The organism is Ahrensia marina, from assembly GCF_042140245.1.
In the GTDB taxonomy this organism is placed as follows: domain Bacteria; phylum Pseudomonadota; class Alphaproteobacteria; order Rhizobiales; family MH13; genus MH13.
This window is the reverse complement of the sequence record NZ_CP159483.1, coordinates 1,453,473-1,474,365: the sequence shown is the minus strand read 5'-3', so window position 1 is coordinate 1,474,365 and position 20,893 is coordinate 1,453,473. Positions and strand designations below refer to the sequence as shown.

General features: G+C 57.6%; 22 protein-coding genes. 13 read left to right on the top strand and 9 right to left on the bottom strand.

All coding sequences use genetic code 11. The features are described 5' to 3' along the window. Positions 1 to 541 precede the first annotated feature (541 nt). Together ABWH92_RS07250 and ABWH92_RS07245 are read left to right on the top strand one after the other, a co-directional pair. The gene (locus ABWH92_RS07250; RefSeq protein WP_375573474.1) at positions 542 to 991 is read left to right on the top strand and encodes a DUF2794 domain-containing protein; all 450 of its coding nucleotides are present in this window, start codon (positions 542 to 544) and stop codon (positions 989 to 991) included. After that, positions 988 to 1,470, top strand: coding sequence for a GNAT family N-acetyltransferase (locus ABWH92_RS07245; RefSeq protein ID WP_375573472.1), 483 nt, complete (start codon positions 988 to 990; stop codon positions 1,468 to 1,470). The genes ABWH92_RS07250 and ABWH92_RS07245 overlap by 4 nt, the downstream gene beginning before the upstream one ends. A gap of 60 nt (positions 1,471 to 1,530) precedes the next feature. Here ABWH92_RS07245 and ABWH92_RS07240 read toward each other — a convergent pair whose 3' ends face one another. Beyond that, entirely contained in the window at positions 1,531 to 2,091 is a 561-nt protein-coding gene (locus ABWH92_RS07240) for a nuclear transport factor 2 family protein (protein WP_375573471.1), read from the bottom strand. Between the two features lie 79 nt (positions 2,092 to 2,170). Next, on the bottom strand, positions 2,171 to 3,127 hold the full coding sequence (locus ABWH92_RS07235; protein ID WP_375573469.1) for an alpha/beta hydrolase: 957 nt from the start codon (positions 3,125 to 3,127) through the stop codon (positions 2,171 to 2,173). A gap of 208 nt (positions 3,128 to 3,335) precedes the next feature. On the opposite strand from ABWH92_RS07235, the gene ABWH92_RS07230 reads away from it, so the two are divergent. Then, the gene (locus tag ABWH92_RS07230) at positions 3,336 to 3,761 is read left to right on the top strand and encodes a hypothetical protein (protein ID WP_375573467.1); all 426 of its coding nucleotides are present in this window, start codon (positions 3,336 to 3,338) and stop codon (positions 3,759 to 3,761) included. Between the two features lie 53 nt (positions 3,762 to 3,814). Here the strand turns inward: ABWH92_RS07230 and ABWH92_RS07225 are convergent, their stop codons facing one another. Next, entirely contained in the window at positions 3,815 to 4,606 is a 792-nt protein-coding gene (locus tag ABWH92_RS07225) for a helix-turn-helix domain-containing protein (RefSeq protein WP_375573465.1), read from the bottom strand. 125 nt (positions 4,607 to 4,731) lie between these two features. On the opposite strand from ABWH92_RS07225, the gene ABWH92_RS07220 reads away from it, so the two are divergent. Then, positions 4,732 to 5,640, top strand: a complete 909-nt coding sequence (locus tag ABWH92_RS07220) for a DMT family transporter (RefSeq protein ID WP_375573463.1) — start codon at positions 4,732 to 4,734, stop codon at positions 5,638 to 5,640. Between the two features lie 15 nt (positions 5,641 to 5,655). Here the strand turns inward: ABWH92_RS07220 and arsH are convergent, their stop codons facing one another. The 5 genes from arsH to ABWH92_RS07195 all read right to left on the bottom strand — a co-directional run bounded on the left by arsH (position 5,656) and on the right by ABWH92_RS07195 (position 11,540). Further along, positions 5,656 to 6,378 carry an arsenical resistance protein ArsH gene (gene arsH / locus ABWH92_RS07215; RefSeq protein ID WP_375573461.1) on the bottom strand — a complete coding sequence of 241 codons (723 nt, stop codon included), beginning with the start codon at positions 6,376 to 6,378 and terminating at the stop codon, positions 5,656 to 5,658. Then, positions 6,371 to 7,084 carry an aquaporin gene (locus ABWH92_RS07210; protein WP_375573459.1) on the bottom strand — a complete coding sequence of 238 codons (714 nt, stop codon included), beginning with the start codon at positions 7,082 to 7,084 and terminating at the stop codon, positions 6,371 to 6,373. The genes arsH and ABWH92_RS07210 overlap by 8 nt, the downstream gene beginning before the upstream one ends. A 177-nt stretch (positions 7,085 to 7,261) precedes the next feature. Then, positions 7,262 to 8,017, bottom strand: a complete 756-nt coding sequence (locus ABWH92_RS07205; RefSeq protein WP_375573457.1) for a Bax inhibitor-1/YccA family protein — start codon at positions 8,015 to 8,017, stop codon at positions 7,262 to 7,264. 184 nt (positions 8,018 to 8,201) lie between these two features. Beyond that, on the bottom strand, positions 8,202 to 10,808 hold the full coding sequence (locus ABWH92_RS07200) for an ABC transporter permease (protein ID WP_375573455.1): 2,607 nt from the start codon (positions 10,806 to 10,808) through the stop codon (positions 8,202 to 8,204). Next, a complete protein-coding gene (locus tag ABWH92_RS07195) occupies positions 10,809 to 11,540 on the bottom strand; it encodes an ABC transporter ATP-binding protein (RefSeq protein ID WP_375573453.1) in 732 nt (243 codons plus the stop codon). It lies immediately after the preceding gene. A gap of 73 nt (positions 11,541 to 11,613) precedes the next feature. On the opposite strand from ABWH92_RS07195, the gene ABWH92_RS07190 reads away from it, so the two are divergent. From ABWH92_RS07190 to ABWH92_RS07170, 5 genes are all read left to right on the top strand, one after another. After that, the gene (locus ABWH92_RS07190; RefSeq protein ID WP_375573451.1) at positions 11,614 to 12,312 is read left to right on the top strand and encodes an arylesterase; all 699 of its coding nucleotides are present in this window, start codon (positions 11,614 to 11,616) and stop codon (positions 12,310 to 12,312) included. Positions 12,313 to 12,350: 38 nt separating this feature from the next. Next, positions 12,351 to 13,397 carry an aldo/keto reductase gene (locus tag ABWH92_RS07185; protein ID WP_375573449.1) on the top strand — a complete coding sequence of 349 codons (1,047 nt, stop codon included), beginning with the start codon at positions 12,351 to 12,353 and terminating at the stop codon, positions 13,395 to 13,397. Positions 13,398 to 13,550: 153 nt separating this feature from the next. Then, positions 13,551 to 14,117, top strand: a complete 567-nt coding sequence (locus tag ABWH92_RS07180) for a helix-turn-helix domain-containing protein (RefSeq protein WP_375573447.1) — start codon at positions 13,551 to 13,553, stop codon at positions 14,115 to 14,117. Positions 14,118 to 14,139: 22 nt separating this feature from the next. After that, positions 14,140 to 14,610 (top strand): GNAT family N-acetyltransferase, encoded by a 471-nt coding sequence (locus tag ABWH92_RS07175; protein ID WP_375573445.1) that lies wholly within the window; start codon positions 14,140 to 14,142, stop codon positions 14,608 to 14,610. Next, entirely contained in the window at positions 14,607 to 15,122 is a 516-nt protein-coding gene (locus ABWH92_RS07170) for a GNAT family N-acetyltransferase (RefSeq protein ID WP_375573444.1), read from the top strand. Before ABWH92_RS07175 ends, ABWH92_RS07170 begins: the two co-directional genes overlap by 4 nt. Here ABWH92_RS07170 and fsa read toward each other — a convergent pair. After that, positions 15,119 to 15,775: a fructose-6-phosphate aldolase gene (gene fsa / locus ABWH92_RS07165; RefSeq protein ID WP_375573442.1), complete on the bottom strand. Its 657-nt coding sequence runs from the start codon at positions 15,773 to 15,775 to the stop codon at positions 15,119 to 15,121. The two genes, ABWH92_RS07170 and fsa, sit on opposite strands and share 4 nt — an antisense overlap. A gap of 67 nt (positions 15,776 to 15,842) precedes the next feature. On the opposite strand from fsa, the gene ABWH92_RS07160 reads away from it, so the two are divergent. The 4 genes from ABWH92_RS07160 to atpA all read left to right on the top strand — a co-directional run bounded on the left by ABWH92_RS07160 (position 15,843) and on the right by atpA (position 20,863). Continuing rightward, positions 15,843 to 18,062, top strand: coding sequence for a primosomal protein N' (locus ABWH92_RS07160; RefSeq protein WP_375573440.1), 2,220 nt, complete (start codon positions 15,843 to 15,845; stop codon positions 18,060 to 18,062). A 100-nt stretch (positions 18,063 to 18,162) separates the two neighbouring features. Further along, the gene (locus ABWH92_RS07155) at positions 18,163 to 18,537 is read left to right on the top strand and encodes a DUF4345 family protein (protein ID WP_375573438.1); all 375 of its coding nucleotides are present in this window, start codon (positions 18,163 to 18,165) and stop codon (positions 18,535 to 18,537) included. Between the two features lie 239 nt (positions 18,538 to 18,776). Then, on the top strand, positions 18,777 to 19,334 hold the full coding sequence (locus ABWH92_RS07150) for a F0F1 ATP synthase subunit delta (protein WP_375573436.1): 558 nt from the start codon (positions 18,777 to 18,779) through the stop codon (positions 19,332 to 19,334). Then, positions 19,334 to 20,863, top strand: coding sequence for a F0F1 ATP synthase subunit alpha (atpA, locus tag ABWH92_RS07145; RefSeq protein ID WP_375573435.1), 1,530 nt, complete (start codon positions 19,334 to 19,336; stop codon positions 20,861 to 20,863). The genes ABWH92_RS07150 and atpA overlap by 1 nt, the downstream gene beginning before the upstream one ends. The last annotated feature ends 30 nt before the right edge of the window (positions 20,864 to 20,893 follow it).

Below are 20,893 nucleotides of genomic sequence, written 5' to 3'. Positions count from 1 at the left end.
TATCGATCCCACCACTATGCACCTGAAAAGTAACCGAGGCCTTCTCAACACGTCAGACAGGCAGCAAGCCCGCATTGCGGCAAAGGAACCAACCCAGTGTCGTCAATGGGACATGCGCACAACCAAAAAACCTGCCAAGGCGTGGAACGCCGAGGCAGGTTGGAAAAACAGTCAGTCTAGCCTGAACAGAGCAGCCCCACCTTGTGCATGCTGCGGGTGTCTGGCTCTTCAACGCGTCCACTTCGGAAGAATGTAGCGCGAAGCAGATGCTATGGTGCACGACGCCGAGAAATCAGGGGCTGGGGGCTGGAGGGTCTGATGACCCAGCGCCGCGCTACCAAGCAACATAGGCAATGGACCCCGCCAGTTTGGCCGGTAAAGGGCGCGATCGGGGCTGTTTCTGGGCAATAATGTGGCGGTGTGGATAACTTCGCAGGCCCTTGATGACACGAAAAGCGCACAGAGTGCGCAGACGCCTTGCCAAATCAACCAAGGCTTGAAACACTTTACCCAATCAGAGGTTGAACCATTCGAAGAGCGTATGACGGACACAACGCAAGATTTACAGCAGTTGGTAGAGCTTGATGCGCACCGCCAGTCACGCAAACAAACGCCAACCCAGGCCGGTCAACCAGACGATATCGTTCGAATTGTCACCTCTAACAACGCTCCGCCATCGGCCAATCAGCCTGCTCAGATCAGCTTTAATCGCCGCGAACTCGATATGATCCTGAACGTGTACGGTCGCATGGTGGCTGATGGAGAGTGGCGCGATTACGCCATTGATTTGCTCAAAGATCGGGCGGTGTTTTCGGTGTTTCGCCGTGCTGCCGAAGTGCCACTTTACACGATTGAGAAAGACCCAAAGATGGCCCGCCGCCAGGGCGCTTACAAAGTTGTGGCCGCATCAGGACAAATCCTTAAACGCGGCCACGACCTGAAACAGGTGCTCAAAGTCTTCGACAAAAAACCCAAGCTTGAACTTGTGTGAGTCACACATCGTTCCAGTGGCCACTCGTTCGCGTCGCAACAGTTGATGATGCTGACGCAGCGGCGCGTGTACTACGTCAGTCCATTATACATCTTTGCCAGTTGGATTATGCAGACCAACCCGGCCGGTTGGAGCAATGGCTCGCGAACAAAACATCATCACACGTACAAAATTGGATAAGCCAAGATGGCTTCACACTGTATGTGGCCGAACAAGAGCGAGGAATTGTGGGCGTTGGCGGTCTTAACAATCAAGGGATCATCCAGCTCAACTATGTGGACCCGCATTGGCGATTGAGGGGCGTGAGTTCAGCCTTGTTGCTTGAAATGGAAACAAGCGCGCGCGAAGCAGGCAACTCGAACACAACACTCGAAAGCACCAGAACCGCCGAGCGCTTCTACCGAGCGCGCGGCTACAACACGCTTGCCGCTCAACAAGCACCAAGAGATGGGCTTTGGTTGACCAAAGCACTCACATGACCATAGCCAAACAAAACCCCGGCATCACTGCCGGGGTTTCTTTTTTCCCAGGAAGGCCACTTACGATCCTGGCGTGTCGCGCACAAAATCATTGCCGCGCTGAGCCGTGGCGGTGAAGGTCATCGCGTTCACCTTCCAGCCGTCTTCAGTGCGAATGAAGCCGTGCACATAGGTGCCCCAGACTTCCCAGAGTGCTTCGCCACCGTTTTCCGGTAAGGCGCTGCTTTCCATCCGGTTCCAGGCATAACCATGCGAGACCATGGTTGCGCTGTCGGCTGAATGAAACGTCACGCGGTGATTGCCGCGCAGGTGGAAGGAGGTCTTCTCTTCCGTCAGATTGGCTGACCACCCAGCGATCAGGCCATCGGCTGGAATAGTGGCTGGCTCACCGCCAACCAGTGACGTGAAATCGACGGTGATCTCATCGGTGAAGAAGCCGCGGGTTGTCTCCCAGTCTTTGGCATCAACACCAGCATCAATGGCATCGGCAATGCGGACCATTTCGGCCTGATCAACCAGGTTGTCGAGAGTGAGGGGCGTGCCACCCAGTTGAACATCAGCGGCAACAGTTGCAGAGGCGCTCATGGCAAGCGCGGCGATTGTGGTTGCGGTCAGTTTCATAGGTCTTCGTCCTTTAAAGAAATGGGGTGATGGGCGCCCCGCCGACAGTCTCATCGGCGCGGCAGATCTCATCTATGGACTAGGAAGAGAAGTGGGCGGCCATGGTGTCGGCGGCACGCGTCACGTCTTGGGGATTGTCGTAGAAGTCGAACTGGCTGACATCTTCCAGCCACTGAAGTGTTGCGTCGCCAGCAAACCCGCTTAGGAAGTCACGCACACCCTGTGGGATGGCAGCGGACTCCGAGTGGACAACAGCCAGCGGCTTATCGAGCGCCGCGCCATGGTCAGCTGGGTGGTAGGTCAACCAGCCTTCCCAGCTGGTCTGGTTCCACTGGTTGTCATACTCGGGGATCGCACCACGATCGGCTTCATAATAGTAGCCTCCGATCGGCATCAGCACGCCTTCGGCGCCTTCGGGGCCAGCAGCCGGAATGATTATCCCGCCCTCTGCCTCTGCCGTGCGGCCAAGCTCGATCAGACCGTTCACGCCGTCCTCGCCGCCATAGACAGCATTCACCAGCGCTTCGTTCTGAAGCCATGGGGCAACCAGGCCAACGCGGTTGATCAGCGGATTTCCGGAAACAGCGTCGATCATGTAACCGGCTGAGGCGCAGATGCCGAGGCCATTGATGTTGGCCGCATCCACTTCGGGCAGGTCCGCGATAAACGCGATGGCCGCTTCAATATCTTCGATCTTGGCCGCTGGGTTTTCTTCAAACCGCACATTTTGGGGCAAGTCGCCAGATTGACCCCAGCCGCGGAAGTCAAAGGTGAAGGCCGCATAACCGCGCGCTGCCATTTCACGGGCATAGGTCGCTGGCATCTGCTGCTGCACACTCGTCCAAGCACCGGTGACAACGACCGTCGGCAAAGCCGATCCATCATGATCGACGGGCAGATAAAGGGTGCCAGCCATGGCTGCTCCGTTGCTATCGAAAGTCACGGCACGAGTTTGGATCTCTGAAGCCAGCGCCGTGCCCGAAAGCAGGGCTGAGGCGAGAGCGGTAGAAGCAATGGTTTTGGTGGTCTTGGTCATCTGTCTATCTCCTTGTTTGGCAGCGTTTGGTCGCTGCGATGAGGAGACAATGCCGAATGAACGCTCAGGCCACAGGCGCGATTCTTGGTATCCGATAGGTCATTCTTGCCGTTTGAGCAGCCCGGCGATGCACGGGCGATCCGCATCATCGAAGGAAGCTGATATCAACGACGATCTGGGTTATCTGTCAGTGTGAAAATGACGCCACGTGGAACCTGCTTTGGACATCAAAACAGCATCTGACCAGCATGAGATCGCTCAAGCCATTGCGATAGACGAGGCGGCTGTCGGCTCTAATGAAAGGGCCAGCTACATCAAGTTGGTTGCCGAACGCGGCGACCTCAATATCGCGATCGTGCAAAATGAAGTTCAGGCTTTCAGCTGCCTGGATCAGGCTTACTTCTTCGAAAAACCATTCATCTCCCTGCTTATCGTCAAACCCGAGATGAGACGGCGCGGTCTTGCATCCAGCCTGTTGTCATACGACCGGCGCAAGTTCCCAGAAGTTTGGACATCGACCAACCGGTCCAATGCCGCGATGCGGGCCCTGCTCGTCAAAACGGGTTGGCATTACTGTGGCGAGTTGGATGGCCTTGATGAAGGCGATCCCGAACAGTTTTTCAAAAGCGCATAGATGTCCGTTTTGCCCTCGACCAATAGGGCGTCCCCGACGTCACAGAAAAGCGCTCAACCGGTGCGGTGCTGCGCCGGAGTTGCGCCAAACGCCCGTTTAAAGTGCTTGCCGAACCGGCTTGTGTCCTCATAGCCAACCCGCAAGGCGATCTCAGCGACCGGTAGTCCCGTCGTTTTCAAGAGCACACCAGCAACGCGCATCCGCTCGCCAATCACATATTGCAGGGGCGTCACGCCAAGCGCGGCCTTGAAGGCGCGCGCGAAATGAAAAGCGCTCATCGCCGCCTCACCCGCAAGCACCTCCAACGAGATGTCTTCGGCCAAATGATCGTGAATGTAGGTCACCGCACGCCGCAAACGGACATCGTCCAGCGCAGCGGCATCTTCAGGCAATGCTTGGACGGTCTGTGCAAGATGCGCCGCCAGAGCCCGATGCATCGTCTCGCGGTAGAGCGCACTTGGCGCATGGGCAACATCAAGCGTTGACCGAGCCAATTGCAAAGTCAGCGGATCGAAGGCCCCAAACTGAGGTGCGATAGCGCCTGGACTATCAAGCCCAACCTCGCGGAGCAGCGCCTCATCCAATTCCACAGAAAGGTATGTGTGCTCATTGTCATAGTGACAAAGGCCGCTGGCCCCGGCAGGCAAGATGAAGCCTTCCTCTTTTTGTAGCGGCGTGTGGGCCGGGCGATCCGAGCCAACGGCAATCTCATGCCCCGGCTGATCGGTTAGAAACACGCCAATCGAAAGCTTGGGCAGATCAAACGCTCCGCCACCACCAGGCGTTTGCACCCGCTGCGCGCGCACCGGTGGTTCAACGTCTTTGCTCTTTCCTGAACGGCCCATCGCTCAAACATGACATCAAAGGCTGCGACTTCAAGGCCGAGGTCAACATCACGTTCCACCATGAACGAACCCAATCACGCCAAACCGGCCTTGCCGACATCGCCCAGAGATACATAGCTAGGGCCATGTCCTCTTCACCAGCCAACGACAATCGACCGCTCGCCATCGCGACGATCTTGTTCACCGTCTTTGCGATGTCGGCTGGCGATGCGCTGATCAAAGGCATGGGCACCGATTCCACGGTGGGCATGTGGCAACTGTTCGTGGTGCGCTCGGTCATCGTCATGCCAGTGTTGCTGGGAGCTGGGCTAGTGTTCGGACTGCCCGCCAGCCTGGTCCCACGCTCGGTGCTTTGGGTAGGGCTACGCGCGACCCTTCTGGTGATGGTTTGGATTGCCTACTACACAGCGCTACCCTATCTGCCACTATCAGCGGCTGCCGCTGCCCTTTACACACTCCCACTTTTCATCGTCGCGTTTTCCGCGCTGTGGGCACACGATAGAGTGACTCCACTCCAAGGCTTTGCCGCTTTGCTCGGCTTTGTCGGGGTGGCCCTGGTGCTGCGGCCCGGCAGCGAAGCGTTCTCACCCTATGCCCTCTTGCCAATCGTGGCGGCCATGCTCTTCGCAGGGGCGATGGTGCTCACACGGCTGCGCTGTCAGGACGAGCATCCACTCGCCATGGTGTTCAGCTTGCACGTGGCATTCATCGCCACCGGGCTTGTTGGTGTCGTCGTGCTTTCAATGGCACCGGGCCTAACAAGTGATAGCTTTCTCACCAGCACGTGGCACACCATGACATCGGCTGAGTGGCAATTGATGGGGCTCCTCGCCCTGTCGATCCTCATCGCCTCGGTTGGAACAGCCGTTGCGTACCAGAAGGCTCCAACCGCCATTATCGGCACGTTCGAATTTGCTTATGTCGGCTTTGCGGTGCTTTGGGGCATTCTGTTCTTCGCCGAACGACCCGATCTTCTCACCTTGGTAGGACTGGCGCTGATCGTCCTGGCAGGCGCGCTGACGATCCGCAAATAGAGCGGCTCAGATCCGCTAGATCGAGCGAATGTTCACACGCTTGGAGAGTTCTTCACGGGTCTCCACGCGTTCTGAATACCGGTCCACCAGATAGGTCGCCCGCCCTCGCGTGAGGTGCGTAAACTTCATCAGCTCTTCCATCACATCAACCATCCGGTTGTAGTAGGGCGACGGTTTCATCCGGCCATCATCCTCAAACTCGGTGAAAGCTTTGGGCACAGAAGACTGATTGGGAATGGTGATCATCCGCATCCACCGACCCAAAATCCGTAGCTGATTGACAGTGTTGAAACTCTGAGATCCGCCGCAAACCTGCATCAGCGCAAGGGTACGCCCTTGCGTTGGCCGCACACCGCCAATGGGTGCCAAAGGCAGCCAGTCAATCTGCGTTTTCATGATGCCAGTCATGGCGCCATGTCGCTCCGGCGAACACCAGACATGCGCCTCTGACCATAAAGAAAGGTCACGCAATTCCTGCACTTTGGGATGATCGCTCGATGGGTCATGACCCTGCTCATCATCCACCAGTGGCAAACCGGCCGGGTCAAAGACCCGCACCTCAGCACCAAGCTTTTCCAACACGCGCTTGGCTTCCAGCGTGAAAAGCTTGGAATAGGATCGCTCACGCAAGCTGCCATAGAGCATCATCACGCGTGGCCTATGAGTTAGCGTATCGCCCAACAGTGCGCCATCAATGGGGTGCAGTTCGTCATGCGCAAGGTTTGGCAGATCAGTCATTGTCAGCCTCTGTTTCAGGCCGCCGTTCCAGCGCTTTGCTGCCCAATGGCAAATCAAGCAGCCACGCGCAGACGAGCAAAGCCAGGAAACCACCAGCATATTGCGCCAGCAAGAACCACGGCATGTCAGCCAAACGGATGCCAGCGAAAGTATCCGATAGCGAACGCGCAATCGTCACCGCTGGATTGGCGAACGATGTGGACGCGGTGAACCAATAAGCCGCCGTGATGTAGAGCCCAACAGCCATTGCCACTGCACTCTCACGGACCTTCAGCGTGCCAAGAATGGTGAAGATCAATCCAAAGGTCGCAACCGCTTCTGCGAACCATTGTGACGGTCCCGAACGCGCTTTGTCTGAAAGCTGAAACACCGCCTCATCGAACATCAGATGCGCGGCCCAGACACCAACGATACCGCCGATGATCTGGACGGCCACATAGGCCCAGCTTTCACGATCAGCGATTTTCTTCTGGCAAGCAAAAACAAGCGTCACAACCGGATTGAAATGCGCACCAGAGATCGGCCCCAACATGGTGATGAGCACCACAAGGATCGCGCCAGTAGGAATGGTGTTGCCAAGCAGCGCAATGGCAACATTCCCACCAGCCAACCGCTCAGCCATGATGCCCGACCCAACGACAGTGGCGAGCAGAAAAGCCGTTCCGATAAACTCAGCGGCAAGACGTTGTTGAAGCGAAAACGACATGGGCAAAGGCACAGCGCAAACAAAAAAGCCCCGGTGCGTACACCGGGGCTTGTGAAGCTTTTGTGACAGCCTCGTTTCAGACCGCTATTCGCGCTAGCCGAACAGCTCGCGGTTGGGTCGCAGGCCCAGAGCAAAAAACAGAACCTATCTTTTTGCTCCGTTCCTTCGAAACGACCGCTATTCGCGCTGGCCGAACAACTGCAGCAACATGATGAACATGTTGATGAAGTTGAGGTAAAGGCTGAGCGCACCCATGATCGCTTTGCGACCAGCCGCATCAGCGCTGTCACCCTCATAGTACATCGTCTTGATGCGCTGCGTGTCGTAGGCGGTAAGGCCAGCGAACACCAGAACACCGATCACTGAGATAGCGAACTGCAGAGCAGACGAACCGAGGAAGATGTTCACGATCGAGGCAATGATCACACCGATCAAGCCCATGAACAGGAACGAACCCCAACCGGAAATGTCACGCTTGGTGGTGTAGCCCCACAAGCTCAACGCACCGAAGGCAGCTGAGGTGATGAAGAACACGCGTGTGATCGATTCAGCGGTGTAAACCAGGAAGATCGAGGACAGGGACACGCCCATCACGGCAGCAAACGCCCAGAAGGTGAACTGTGCGGCGGGCACGCTCATCTTTGAGATGCGGAAGCTTAGGAAGAACACAGCGCCAAGCGGGGCAAGCATGATCACCCAGCGCAGAGGCGAGGTGTAAATGGCTTCACCAATGCTGGTCAGCCCAATCACAGATCCGGATGCATCTTGCACCACAGCCAGTTGGAACATGCCCATCGCCGCGATACCGGTGATGGCAAGGCCAATGGCCATGTAGTTGTAGACCCTCAGCATATAAGCGCGAAGGCCCTCATCAATGCCTGCGGCTGTGTGTGCGCCCTGTTGGGCGTAACCGTCGCGAAGCGGGTTGTTCATCGTTTTCACTCTCCAAATGGTCGTAAACGGCCAAAAAGTGGGCCAAACGCCATGTTTGCCCACAAAACTCAGGTATTGATCGTGAATATGGATATGAATGGCAACAATCTCAAGAGCAATCGAACCGGATTTCGATGATCCTCAAGAGAAAGCTAATTGTTACTCATGCCCTTTTGACCAAGCGTCACAAGTTCCGCAGCACCGGCGCAGGCTTCTGGCCAAGAATCTGCCATGTGCCGATCAGCCCCAGACCGACGGTGAGAAGCAGAGCGATCCCCACCGCACCAAAGGCCACCGAGGGCAGGAAGGTGAAGCCAGCGGTCATCACATATTCCAGCACGGCAAAGGCCGCGAAACTGCCAGCCGCCAAACCGAAGATCGCAGCGGCCAGACCCAGCAAAGCGTATTCGAGCAGAAACGCACCAAGGATACGCCCACGTGTGGCGCCAAGCGTTTTGAGGATCACCGCATCGTAAAGCCGATGCCGATGACCAGCGGCCAGGGCACCAGCCAGTACCAGGGTGGATGCAATCAGGGTGACGGAAGCCGCGCCACGCACCGCGAGCGCCAAGTCTTCCACCAGGGCGTTCACCTCATCCAAAGCATCTGAGATGCGCACCGATGTGATGCCCGGGAACGCCGCCGTGACAGTGCGCAGCAAGGCCAGTTCGGTCGCATCATCGGCCTCGCTTTCATAGGTCACGGTGGCCAAATGCGCGTGCGGCGCGCCCGCCAAGGCATTGGGCGAGAAAACCATAGCGAAGTTGATTTCCAGCGATTGCCATTCAACCGCGCGGAAGTTGGCAATGCGGGCGGTAATCTCGCGGCCAAGCACATTGACGGTGAGCAAGTCGCCAAGCTCAAGGCCCAGTTGCTTGCCTTCCTCATCGATGAACGAAACCAGTGGCTCGCCAGCATAGTCAGCAGGCCACCACTCGCCCTCGGTCAGCTCGGTGCCCTCCGGCGCTTCAGCTTCATAAGTGATGCCGCGATCGCCTTGCAGCACCCAGGCTGCTTCTGGCGGAGCTTCGAACTCTCCAGCGGGAATGCCTTGCAAAGAGATCAGCCGACCGCGCAGCATCGGCACGCTTTCCAACGTCGCCGTCGGCGCTTCTTCGGCGATCAGGTCTTTGAAACCGTCAATCTGACTGTTCTGAATGTCCAAGAAAAAGAAGCTTGGCGCGACATCTGGAATGGAGTCGGTCAGTTGGCGTCGCAAGTTGGCATCGATCAGCGCCAAAGCCACAAGCAGAGTAAGGCCAAGCCCCAGCGACAAAATCACGGACGGGGTCAGCGCACCGGGGCGGTGAATGTTGTCCAAGGCGAGCTTGGCCGCTGTTGATTTGGGTCGCGGGCTACGCTTGGCAATCGCCATCACCGCCCATCCAACAAGCCGCAAGATGACGAAGCTTGCACCCGCTGCGGCTAAATAGATCGCCGCGATGAACCGGCTATCGGAAACAAGGAACGCGACGACCCCAAGGCCGATCATCGCAGCGGCAGCACCTACCAAATAAATCCAACGCGGGAAGCGTCTTGAATTGCCGCCAATGTCGCGAAACAGCGCCGTTGCCGGCACATCACGCACCGTCCCCAAGGGCCAAAGCGCAAAAGCCAAAGCCACGAGAACACCATAGAGGGCTGCCAGCCCCAAAGCGTCGGGGTAAAGGCGTGTGTCGAGCGGCACTGGCAAAAAATCACCAAACAAAAGCTGCACTGCCCACGGCACCAAGGCGCCAACCACAAGCCCGATGACAATGCCGAAGACCGCAATCGCCATGACCTGAAAAAACTGCACGCGGAACACGAACGGCCCCGCTGCGCCCAGTGATTTGAATGTGGCAATCACCTTGCGCTTGGCTTCAACAAAGGCCCGCACAGCGTTGGCAACGCCGACACCGCCAACCACAAGAGCTGTGAGACCCACCAGTGTCAAAAACTGAGCGAACTGGTTGATCGCACCGGTAAGCCGCGGGCTCGCTTCCGTGCGGTCACGTATGCGCCAACCAGCATCTGGATGCGCATCATTGGCAGAGGCTTCAAAAGCATCCAAACCAGCTTGATCCAGCGGTTCGGCGAAAGCGAGTGTGTACTCCCATTCCACCAGACTGCCGGGCTGGACCAGCTCACTAGCGACCAATCCGTCGGCGGAAATCATCGCTCGCGGTCCAAAACCGAAACCAGACGATAAACGGTCAGGCTCGCGCTCAATGATGCCACGAAGCTGAAAGGCATGCTCGCCCAAACGGATCGTTTCGCCGATCTCAACACCTAACCGAGCGGCCAGTGTGCCCTCAGCGAGCAGACCGAATGTGCCATCGTCTTCTTGCAAGGCGAGGTGAACGGCAGCGGATTTGATGCCATCGCCATCCACATAAATAAGCTCAGACACCATGGGATAGAGATCATCGACCGCTTTGATCTCAACAATCGTCTGGCTTTGTTCATCAGCCGTGCGGGCCATGCCGCGCAGATCGGCAATGGTCATCATCTCTGCGCCCTGCGCGTTAAGAAACGCCCTTTCCTCCGGCGTTACCTCGCGCTGGATCAGCTCCAGTTGCACATCGCCGCCCAGAATGGTGCGCCCCTCATTGGCCAGCCCACCGGCCATAGACTGCGCCAGCGCGTTGACACCCGCAATGGACGCCACGCCAAGGGCGATACAGGCGAGAAAAATCGCAAACCCACGCAAGCCACCGCGCAATTCGCGCATGGCGTAGGCAAAGCTGAGGGCAAGGCTGGACGGCTGTCGGACGGTGCTGTGGGCGCCTGTAGCGCTGATATCGGCCATTTATTCCGCCGCCTCAGACAGCGCCTTTTCCTGCGTGTCTTCAACAACGCAGCCGCCTTCCAAGTGCACCTGCCGATCACATCGCTGAGCCAGAGCAAGATCGTGGGTCACAAGCACCAGCGTCGTGCCACGCTTGGCAGGTGCCTCAAAGAGAAGGTCAGCGATTTGCTTACCTGTCGGACCATCCAAATTGCCCGTCGGCTCATCAGCCACCAGAATGGCTGGTTTAGGTGCCAGGGCGCGGGCCACTGCCACGCGCTGCTGCTCGCCGCCGGAAAGTTGCGTCGGGTAGTGCGCGGTCCGCTCACCAAGCCCTACCGACTCCAGTTCGGTTTTGGCCGTTCCAAACGGATCATCATGGTCGGCCAGTTCCAGGGGGACTGCAACATTTTCCAAGGCAGTCATGGTTGGGATCAGGTGAAACGACTGGAACACAATCCCAATCTCGCGCCCACGAAAAGCCGCCAGCTTGTCTTCTGACAAATCGGTCAGCACTGCATCGCCAACCCGCACCGTCCCTGAGGTCGGGCGCTCAAGTCCGGCCAACACCATCAAAAGGGTTGATTTACCCGAGCCAGATGGTCCGACCAGACCAACTGATGTGCCGCGAGCGACATCAAGCGAGGCGCCTTTCAAAATGTCGACGCGCGCAGCGCCGGTACCAAGAGAAAGGTGAACATCATCAAGAGAAATAACGGAGGGTTGCGAGGAATCGGGCACGAAGCTGTCCATTCGAACTGGAAAAGAAGGGTCAAGCGTCCTACGTGGCGCATGGGTTGCCCGATCAAATAGGAACGCCAACGCGATGCGCCAAGACAGTCACAAAAATCTGACCGAAGCGATCTCGGTCAGAAAAACGCTTCATCCGCTTCTATCAGGCCTGGTGGCCCTGGCCATTCTTGCCCTGCTGAGCGTTCATGCCACACAAGCACGCGCCGAATCCATCACCATCATGGCGATGGGCGACAGCTTGACAGCTGGGTACGGCCTGGCGCCTGGCGAAGGGTTTCCCGCCCAGTTGGAAGCCGCTTTGATTGAACGCGGCTATGATGTGCGCGTGCTGGATGCCGGTGTGTCCGGGGACACAAGTTCCGGCGGGCTGGCGCGGCTCGATTGGTCCATGGACCCAGCCACCGACGCAGTGATTGTTGAGCTTGGTGCCAATGACGCCCTGCGTGGCATTGATCCAAGCGTCACACGTGCATCGCTCGATGGCATTATGAGCAACCTGTCGGACCGTGGCTTGCCGGTACTTCTGGCCGGTATGATTGCCCCACCCAACATGGGCGAAGCCTATGGCGAGGCATTCAATCCGATCTATGCCGATCTTGCTGAAACCTATGACAGCGTCCTTTATCCTTTTTTCCTTGATGGCGTGGCATCGGTACCAGAACTCAACCTTTCTGATGGCATTCATCCAACCGCCGAAGGCATTGCCTTGATCGTGGAGCGGATCATGCCTTACGTTGAAGATCTTCTTTCTCGCGTGGCCGACCAAGGCTGACGCTTCCCGCTCTATCAAACACCTTAAAGGAACGACCCATGGAAAAGCGCCCACTGGGACGCACCGGCATGGATGTGTCGGTGATCTGCCTTGGCACCATGACCTGGGGCCAACAGAACACCGAAGCTGAAGGCCATGAGCAAATGGATTATGCCCTGGACCAGGGCATCAACTTCTTTGACACCGCCGAGCTCTACTCCATTCCGCCCAAAGCGGAGACCCAAGGCTCCACCGAAACAATCATCGGCAGTTGGTTCGCTGAACGCAAAAACCGCGACAAGGTGATTTTGGCCAGCAAAGCTGTGGGCGCCACGTCGGCCACCTATTTCCGCGAGCATGGTAAGCCTGACTTGCCAACCCGCGCCTCCATCATGGAAGCCGTCGAGGGCTCTCTGAAACGGCTGCAAACCGACTATATCGACCTTTACCAGTTGCACTGGCCGGGCCGTCCCTTCTCGATTTTTGGCACCAACCCCATCGTCTGGGAACCAACAGAAGGGGCCGAGGTCGCTATTGAAGAAACGCTCGGCGCGTTCGATGAACTGGTGAAATCCGGCAAGGTACGCGCCATCGGCCTTTCCAACGAAAGCGCCTGGGGCACCATGAAGTGGCTGCACACAGCCGAGGCCAGCGGCAAAGCACGCATTGCCTCAATCCAGAACGCCTACAACATCGTCAACCGAACCTACGAAACAGCCTTGGCCGAAGTGGGCATACGCGAAGACGTCGGCCTGCTGGCTTACTCGCCGTTGGCCCAAGGTTTTCTGACCGGCAAGTATCGCGGTGGCGCGGAGCCTGCTGGTGCACGCAAAACGCTGTTTGGTCGGGCGTCACGGTATGAAGGCCCTGGTGCGGACGCCGCGCTAGAAGACTATTTCGCGCTGTGTGATGCGCGTGGACTGGACTATTCCCAGACCGCCATACGCTTCACCACATCCAAGCCGTTCGTTGCCTCGTCCATTATCGGCGCGACCAGCATGCAGCAGCTGAAACACGATATCGCCGCTTGGCAGATGCCGTGGGACGATGATCTGGACTCAGCGATCAACGAGCTACACAAAGCTCGGCCCAACACCTGCCCGTAAGGCTCACCCCACCCCTAACCCCTCCCCATCAAGGGGAGGGGAACAACAACACAGCCTGCCAAACCACCCTCCCCTTGATGGGGGAGGGTCGCGCCTACGGCACGGGGTGGGCTGTTACTTGACCCACCCCATAATGTCCACTATCAGGGACATATGGACACTTTAGTAGACACATCCGGTCAAGCCATTGCGCGGCGCATTCAGCTGGAGCGCAAGGCGCGGCACTGGTCCATGACCGATCTGGCCGCCCGGTCGGATGTCTCCAAAGCAGCCATCTCCAAGATTGAACGCGGAGAGATGAGCCCCACCGCCAGCGTTTTGGTGCGCCTTGCCAACGCATTCGATCTCACGCTGGCCGGGCTTTTGATGCGTGCCGAGCAACAGACCGGCGCCGTGCAGCGCATGCAGGATCAACCCCTTTGGGAAGACCCTGAATCCCACTATGTGCGCCGTCAGGTGTTTCGCGCCACCAACAATCCCATTGAAATGGCCAAGATCTACCTGCCAGCCGGTGCGTCGGTGACCATCCCCTCAACTGGGTTTGATGGGATCAAGGAGGTCATCCACGTGCTGGAAGGCACGTTATCGCTCGAAACCCTCGGCCAAGCTCACACGCTTGAAACCGGCGACAGCATAGGCCTGGTCAAAACCAGCGACGTCACATTCGCAAACAAGGCTGGATCAGCTTGCACCTATCTGGTGACGCTGGCCCGCAAGTAACCCCCCACAGCGAGTTGTCATCATGCAGATAATCCCTGGTGATCTTGATCATCCCGCCATCATCGACCTGTTGCAGTTCCATCTGGACACAAACATAGAGGTCACGCCGCCAGGCAGTGTCCATGCCCTCGATCTGGACGGGCTAAAAGTACCCGAAATCGCCTTCTTTGCTGGCTGGGACGAAGAGGATTTGCTGGTTATCGGCGCAGTCAAAGAAATCGCACCCGAGGCCGATGGTCGTCGCCATGGCGAGATAAAGTCCATGCGCACTGTTGAAGCGCGACGTGGCAATGGCATTGGCGCGCAGATGCTTGACCATCTGATCGCCCATGCGCAGGCGAACGGTCTTAAGCGCCTCTCTCTGGAAACTGGGTCGTTCGACTATTTCGAACCGGCCCGCAAGCTCTACGCCAAGCGCGGCTTCACGGAATGCCCGCCGTTTGGCGATTACACACTGGACCCGAACTCCGTGTTCATGACGAAGGTGTTGTGACCACTCCCCTCATCTTTGGCCACGGTTACACGCCGACACTCATAGGCCGCGTGGTCACGCTTCACGCAGCCTACTATGCGAAAGCGGTTGGGTTCGGCGCAGCTTTTGAGTCAAAGGTGGCCAGAGAGTTGGCGGCATTCATCGCCCGCCTCGACCATCCGAACAACGAAATCTGGTGGGCAACTCACAACGGAGAAATCGTCGCAAGCATTGCAATTGACGGCCAACCATCACCGGAAGCACCAGCGGTGCTGCACTGGTTTATCGTCGACCCAAACCAGCACGGCCAAGGACTTGGTCAAACCCTCTTGGATGGCGCGATGAGCTTCTGTGATAAACAGCAGTTTCCAACAGTTGAGCTATCCACTTTTGCTGGTCTGGACGCTGCCCGCACGCTTTACGAGCGGGCAGGATTTGTTCTGACCAAGGAACAACAAGGCGCGTCTTGGGGCCAGTCCGTTACCGAACAGACCTTCATGCGCCGCCATCCAAACGGCGTCAGAGGCTCTTAGAGGATACTCTGACCAGTCTTGGCCCAATCGGCCATGAACGCATCGATGCCTTTGTCGGTCAGCGGGTGTTTGGCAAGACCCTTCAAAACCGCAGGTGGAATGGTCGCGACATCAGCGCCAATGATGGCCGCCTGCTTCACATGGTTGGCCGTGCGGATGGAAGCGGCAAGAATTTCAGTCTCAAGCGCAGGATAATTGTCATAGATCGCACGGATGTCAGCGATCAGCTCCATGCCATCAATGTTGATATCGTCCAGACGTCCGATGAAGGGCGAGATGAAGGTCGCACCGCATTTGGCGGCGAGCAGCGCCTGATTGGCGGAGAAACAAAGCGTGACATTGACCATCGTGCCTTCGCCAGAAAGCGCCTTGCAGGCTTTCAGCCCGTCCAGGGTCAGCGGCACTTTTACCGTCACATTCTTGGCAATCTTGGCAAGCTCCTTGCCTTCCTTGATCATGCCGTCGGCATCCAGCGCGGTGACTTCAGCCGACACAGGGCCTTCGACCAAACCACAGATTTCGGCGATTACTTCCTTGAAGTCGCGGCCCGATTTGGCAATCAGCGATGGATTGGTTGTCACCCCATCCAGAAGGCCCAAATCGTTCAATTCGGCAATGTCGTTGGTGTCGGCGGTGTCCACGAAAAACTTCATCACTTTGATCCTTACGCTGGTGATCTGCGGGCTACCCGCTCCGTTGCCGCTCGTCTAACGTGTCTCAATGCTTCCGTCATCCCCTTCAGCACCGATTGATTCGTCGCAGCCGCATGCAGCTGGCACCAACGTATCGGTCATGGTGCCAGCACCGATGCCCACGGCGCTCACCTATCAAGTAGCTGAAGGGCAGAACGTGGTGGATGGTAGCATCGTCAAAGTGCCGCTTGGCAAGCGTTTGGTACTCGGAACCGTTTGGGGGCAAAGCCATGACGAGGTGAACCCCAAGCGCCTGAAGCCCATTGAGGCTGTGGTGGATGCGCCCCCGATCCGTGAGCCGTTGCGCCAATTCATTGATTGGGTCGCCGATTGGACACTCTCAGCCCCTGGCATGGTGGCACGCATGGTCACGCGTGGTGAAGAGCTGATGCAGCGTGATCCGCCCGTAACGGCCGTTCGCAGAGCGGGCGATCCGCCAGAACGCATGACACCGGCGCGCCAAAAGGTTCTCGACGTCATCACCGGCGCAGATGCCTACACCAAGCCCGGCCTAGCTGACTTAGCTGGCGTTTCCACCGCTGTGATCGATGGGTTGGTGAAGACCGGAACGCTGGAAACACTGCAAGTTCAGCGCGAACCGGGCCGCATTGAACCCGACCCGGACTTTGATCCACGCACACTCACCGAAGGTCAGGCCGATGCGGTGCACGCGCTGATAGCCGAAGGGCCAAAGGACGGCTCCCTTGATGTCGCGCTGCTGGAGGGTGTTACCGGCTCGGGCAAGACGGAGGTCTATTTTGAGGCCATCGCCAACACGCTACGCCAAGGCCGCCAGGCGCTGATCCTGTTGCCGGAGATTGCTCTGACAGCCGCCCTTCTTGATCGCTTCGCTGAGCGCTTTGGTGCCATGCCTGGCGAATGGCATTCTGGCATCACGCCCAAAACCCGCCGTCAGGTCTGGCGCGGGACAGCTGAAGGTAAGATCAAAGTGGTGATCGGCGCACGCTCCGCGCTCTATCTGCCATTCGAAGACATCGGTCTTATCATCATCGATGAGGAGCATGAGGCAGCCTACAAGCAAGAAGAGTGGGTGAGCTACAATGCCCGCGATATGGCCATTGTGCGGGCACGCTTTGAAAAAGCGCAGGTGATTCTCGCCTCCGCCACGCCATCGGTGGAAAGCCGCATCAACGCCAAGGCGGGGCGCTATCGCCATGTCCCTCTGCCTGCGCGGTACGCCTCGCGACCTTTGCCCAGCCTTGCCGCCATCGATCTGCGTCGCACACCACCCGAACGCGGTATGTGGCTGTCGCCGCCTCTGGTAGAAGCCGTCAACGACACACTGGAACGCGGCGAACAGAGTCTCTTGTTCTTGAACCGACGCGGCTACGCCCCGCTCACCCTCTGCCGCACCTGCGGTCACCGCTTTGAATGCGTTATGTGCTCAGCCTGGCTGGTTCAACATCGTTTCACCCAAACGCTCAACTGCCACCATTGTGGCCATGTCGAACCGATGCCGACAGTTTGCCCGGAATGCGGCAATGCCAACACATTGGTGCCCTCGGGCCCAGGCGTGGAACGCATTGCCGAGGAGGTCGCCACCCGTTTTCCAGACGCTCGTACCTTGGTGCTGTCCTCCGATATGATGGGTGGCCCAAAACGTCTTAAGGCAGAATTGGAAGCCGTCGCCGGCGGTGAGGTGGACATTGTGGTCGGCACCCAACTGGTGGCCAAGGGCCATAACTTCCCAGGTCTCACGCTGGTTGGTGTGGTCGACGCTGACGTTGGATTTGGACAAGGCGATCCACGCGCGGTGGAACGCACCTTTCAACTGCTCACACAAGTAACAGGGCGCGCTGGGCGAGCTGAAAAGCCCGGCATCGGTCTCATCCAAACCCACATGCCCGATCATCCCGTTCTCCAGGCCCTGCTGGCGCATGACGCTGAACGCTTCTACGCGCTAGAAGAAGCTGCGCGCCAACGCGCCCATCTGCCGCCCTTTGTTCGCTTTGTCGCCGTCATTGTGTCCGGCACCGACGCTGGTGCTGTCAAAGCCCATGCCAATCATCTTAAAGCCATCGCACGCTCACCAGAGACCATCGATGTGCTAGGCCCGGTGGATGCACCGCTTGCCATGTTGCGCGGGCGTCACCGACAAAGACTGTTGGTGCGCGGGCCGCGGGGGCGAGAAACGCAAAGCTTCGTCAAGGCTTGGCTTGCCAAGTCTGACCGGACGCGCGGCGACATGCGGATTGATGTGGATGTTGATCCACAAAGTTTTGTTTGATCACTGACGGTGAACCAGCGTTGACCAGGGCGCGTAAAGACTTTCAAGAACGCCCGCATATCCCCCCAACTTTCCCTGCGTTCTTTTCGGAGCCCAACCCATGGATCTCATTGCCAACGGCCTCAACATTCTTCTTGCCCTTGGCACCATTGGGTTGGGGCTTTTCGGCTTGCTGCGTCCCGTCCAGACGATGGAATATATCGGTGTTGCTGCGACCGACGACACCGGCCTTGCCAAGTCTGAGGTCCGAGCAGCTTCGGGCGGCGTGTGGGTTGGCGGCGCAATCGGCGCTCTGCTCATCGGCTCGCCGGTAGCGTATGTTGTGCTTGGAGCACTATGGGCCGGTGCAGCGATCGGGCGCGGTATGTCCGTGATGTTCGACAAAGCCAACACAGGCAAACCGGTGATCTTTTTCGCCGTTGAAGTGGTCTTTGCCGTGCTGCTTTTGGGCATCAACCTGCCTGCTCTTTTCTAATTCAGCCAACATCTCAGCCTCGCTTGTCCGCCAAAGGTCGTCTGCCCCGCGACATGTTTGCCCTTTAGGCTTGGTTGCGTCCCAGGAAACCCTGTGTTAATTCCCACGCGCTTTCCGGGAAAAACGCCTTTCTCTCAAAGGCCTAAGCACGGAAATTTTAAAGAATTTCAACACGTTACGTCGGGTCTCATCGACCCCTCGCTAACCTCGTCACATCCGACTTACCAGCTGGGGCTCCATTGTCGTCATCATCCCTGACTTCCGGTGTTGCAGGACGTTACGCTGCAGCGCTGTTTGAGCTTGCCGATGGCGCCAAAGCCATCGACGCCGTCGAATCCGATCTTGATGGCATTCAAACCCTTCTTGATGAAAGCGCCGACTTGCGGCGTTTGGTCGAAAGCCCTGCTTTCACCAAAGAAGCCCAGGGCAAAGCAATGGCCGCCGTTTTGGACAAGGCCGGTGCCAAAGACTTGACCGCGCAGTTTGTTGGCGTGGTTGCCGACAATCGGCGGCTGTTTGCCCTACCTGGCATGATCAAAGCCTTCAAACAGATGGCAGCTGAAAACCGCGGCGAGATTTCCGCCGAGGTCACATCGGCCATCGCGCTCACCGCAGCGCAGCGCAAGGAGCTATCGGCATCCTTGAAAGAAAAATTGGGCAGCAACGTCACGCTCAGCGAGACAGTTGACCCCTCCATCCTCGGCGGCCTTGTTGTGAAGGTCGGTTCGCGGATGATCGACACGTCCTTGAAGACAAAACTCAACCAATTGAAATATGCTATGAAAGAGGCTGGCTGATGGAACTTCGCGCCGCTGAAATTTCTGCAATCCTGAAGGATCAGATCGCAAGCTTTGGCAAAGAAGCCGAAGTGACGGAAGTCGGACAGGTGCTGTCCGTCGGTGATGGTATCGCCCGCGTCTATGGCCTCGATAAGGTGCAGGCCGGTGAAATGGTCGAATTCCCAGGCGGTATTCAGGGCATGGCCTTGAACCTGGAAAGCGACAATGTCGGCGTTGTGTTGTTCGGCGATGACCGCGGCATTAAAGAAGGCGATACGGTCAAGCGTACCGGTAACATTGTGGAAGTGCCGGTCGGCAAAGGACTGCTCGGCCGCGTTGTCGATGGCCTTGGCAACCCCATTGACGGCAAAGGCCCCATCGAAGGCGCTGAAATGCGTCAGGTGGACGTCAAAGCGCCAGGCATCATCCCACGCAAATCGGTGCATGAGCCCATGTCTACCGGCCTCAAAGCCGTGGATGCCTTGATCCCGATTGGCCGTGGCCAGCGCGAGCTGATCATTGGTGACCGTCAAACCGGTAAAACCGCGATCATCCTCGACACCTTCCTCAACCAGAAGCCGCTCAACGATGGCGATGATGAGAGCAAGAAGCTCTATTGCGTCTACGTCGCGGTCGGCCAGAAGCGCTCCACCGTTGCGCAGCTGGTGAAAATTCTCGAAGAGCGCGGCGCGATGGAATATTCCATTGTGATTGCCGCAACCGCCTCTGATCCGGCGCCGATGCAGTTCATTGCACCGTTTGCTGGTTGCGCCATGGGCGAATATTTCCGCGATAACGGTATGCACGCTGTGATCGCTTATGACGATCTGTCCAAACAGGCCGTCTCTTACCGCCAGATGTCTTTGCTTCTGCGTCGCCCACCAGGCCGCGAAGCGTTCCCAGGCGATGTGTTCTATCTCCATTCCCGCTTGCTCGAGCGTGCTGCGAAGATGAACGATGATTTCGGCTCAGGGTCGCTCACCGCGCTTCCTGTGATCGAAACGCAAGGCAACGACGTGTCTGCGTTTATCCCAACCAACGTGATTTCGATTACCGATGGTCAGATCTTCTTGGAGAGTGATCTCTTCTTCCAAGGTATCCGCCCAGCCGTGAACGTTGGTCTGTCGGTGTCACGTGTGGGCTCTGCCGCGCAGGTGAAGGCCATGAAACAGGTCGCCGGTAAGATTAAGGGTGAGCTTGCTCAGTACCGCGAGATGGCGGCCTTTGCGCAGTTCGGTTCCGACCTCGATGCCACCACCCAGCAATTGCTGGCACGCGGCGCACGCTTGACCGAATTGTTGAAGCAGCCACAGTTCTCGCCGCTGAAAACCGAAGAGCAAGTCGTTGTCATCTTCGCTGGTGTGAATGGCTATCTCGATAAGGTTGATGTGTCTCAGGTTGGTGACTTCGAGCAGAAGTTCCTCGGCCTAATGCGCGACAAGCATGGCGATGTTCTCAACACCATTCGCGATGAAGCCAAGGTTTCCGATGAGGTTGACGCCAAGCTGCGTTCCACCCTCGATGAATTCCTGAAGAACTTCGCTTAAGCTGAAGACGTACGTGGAGGCTTAAGGCCC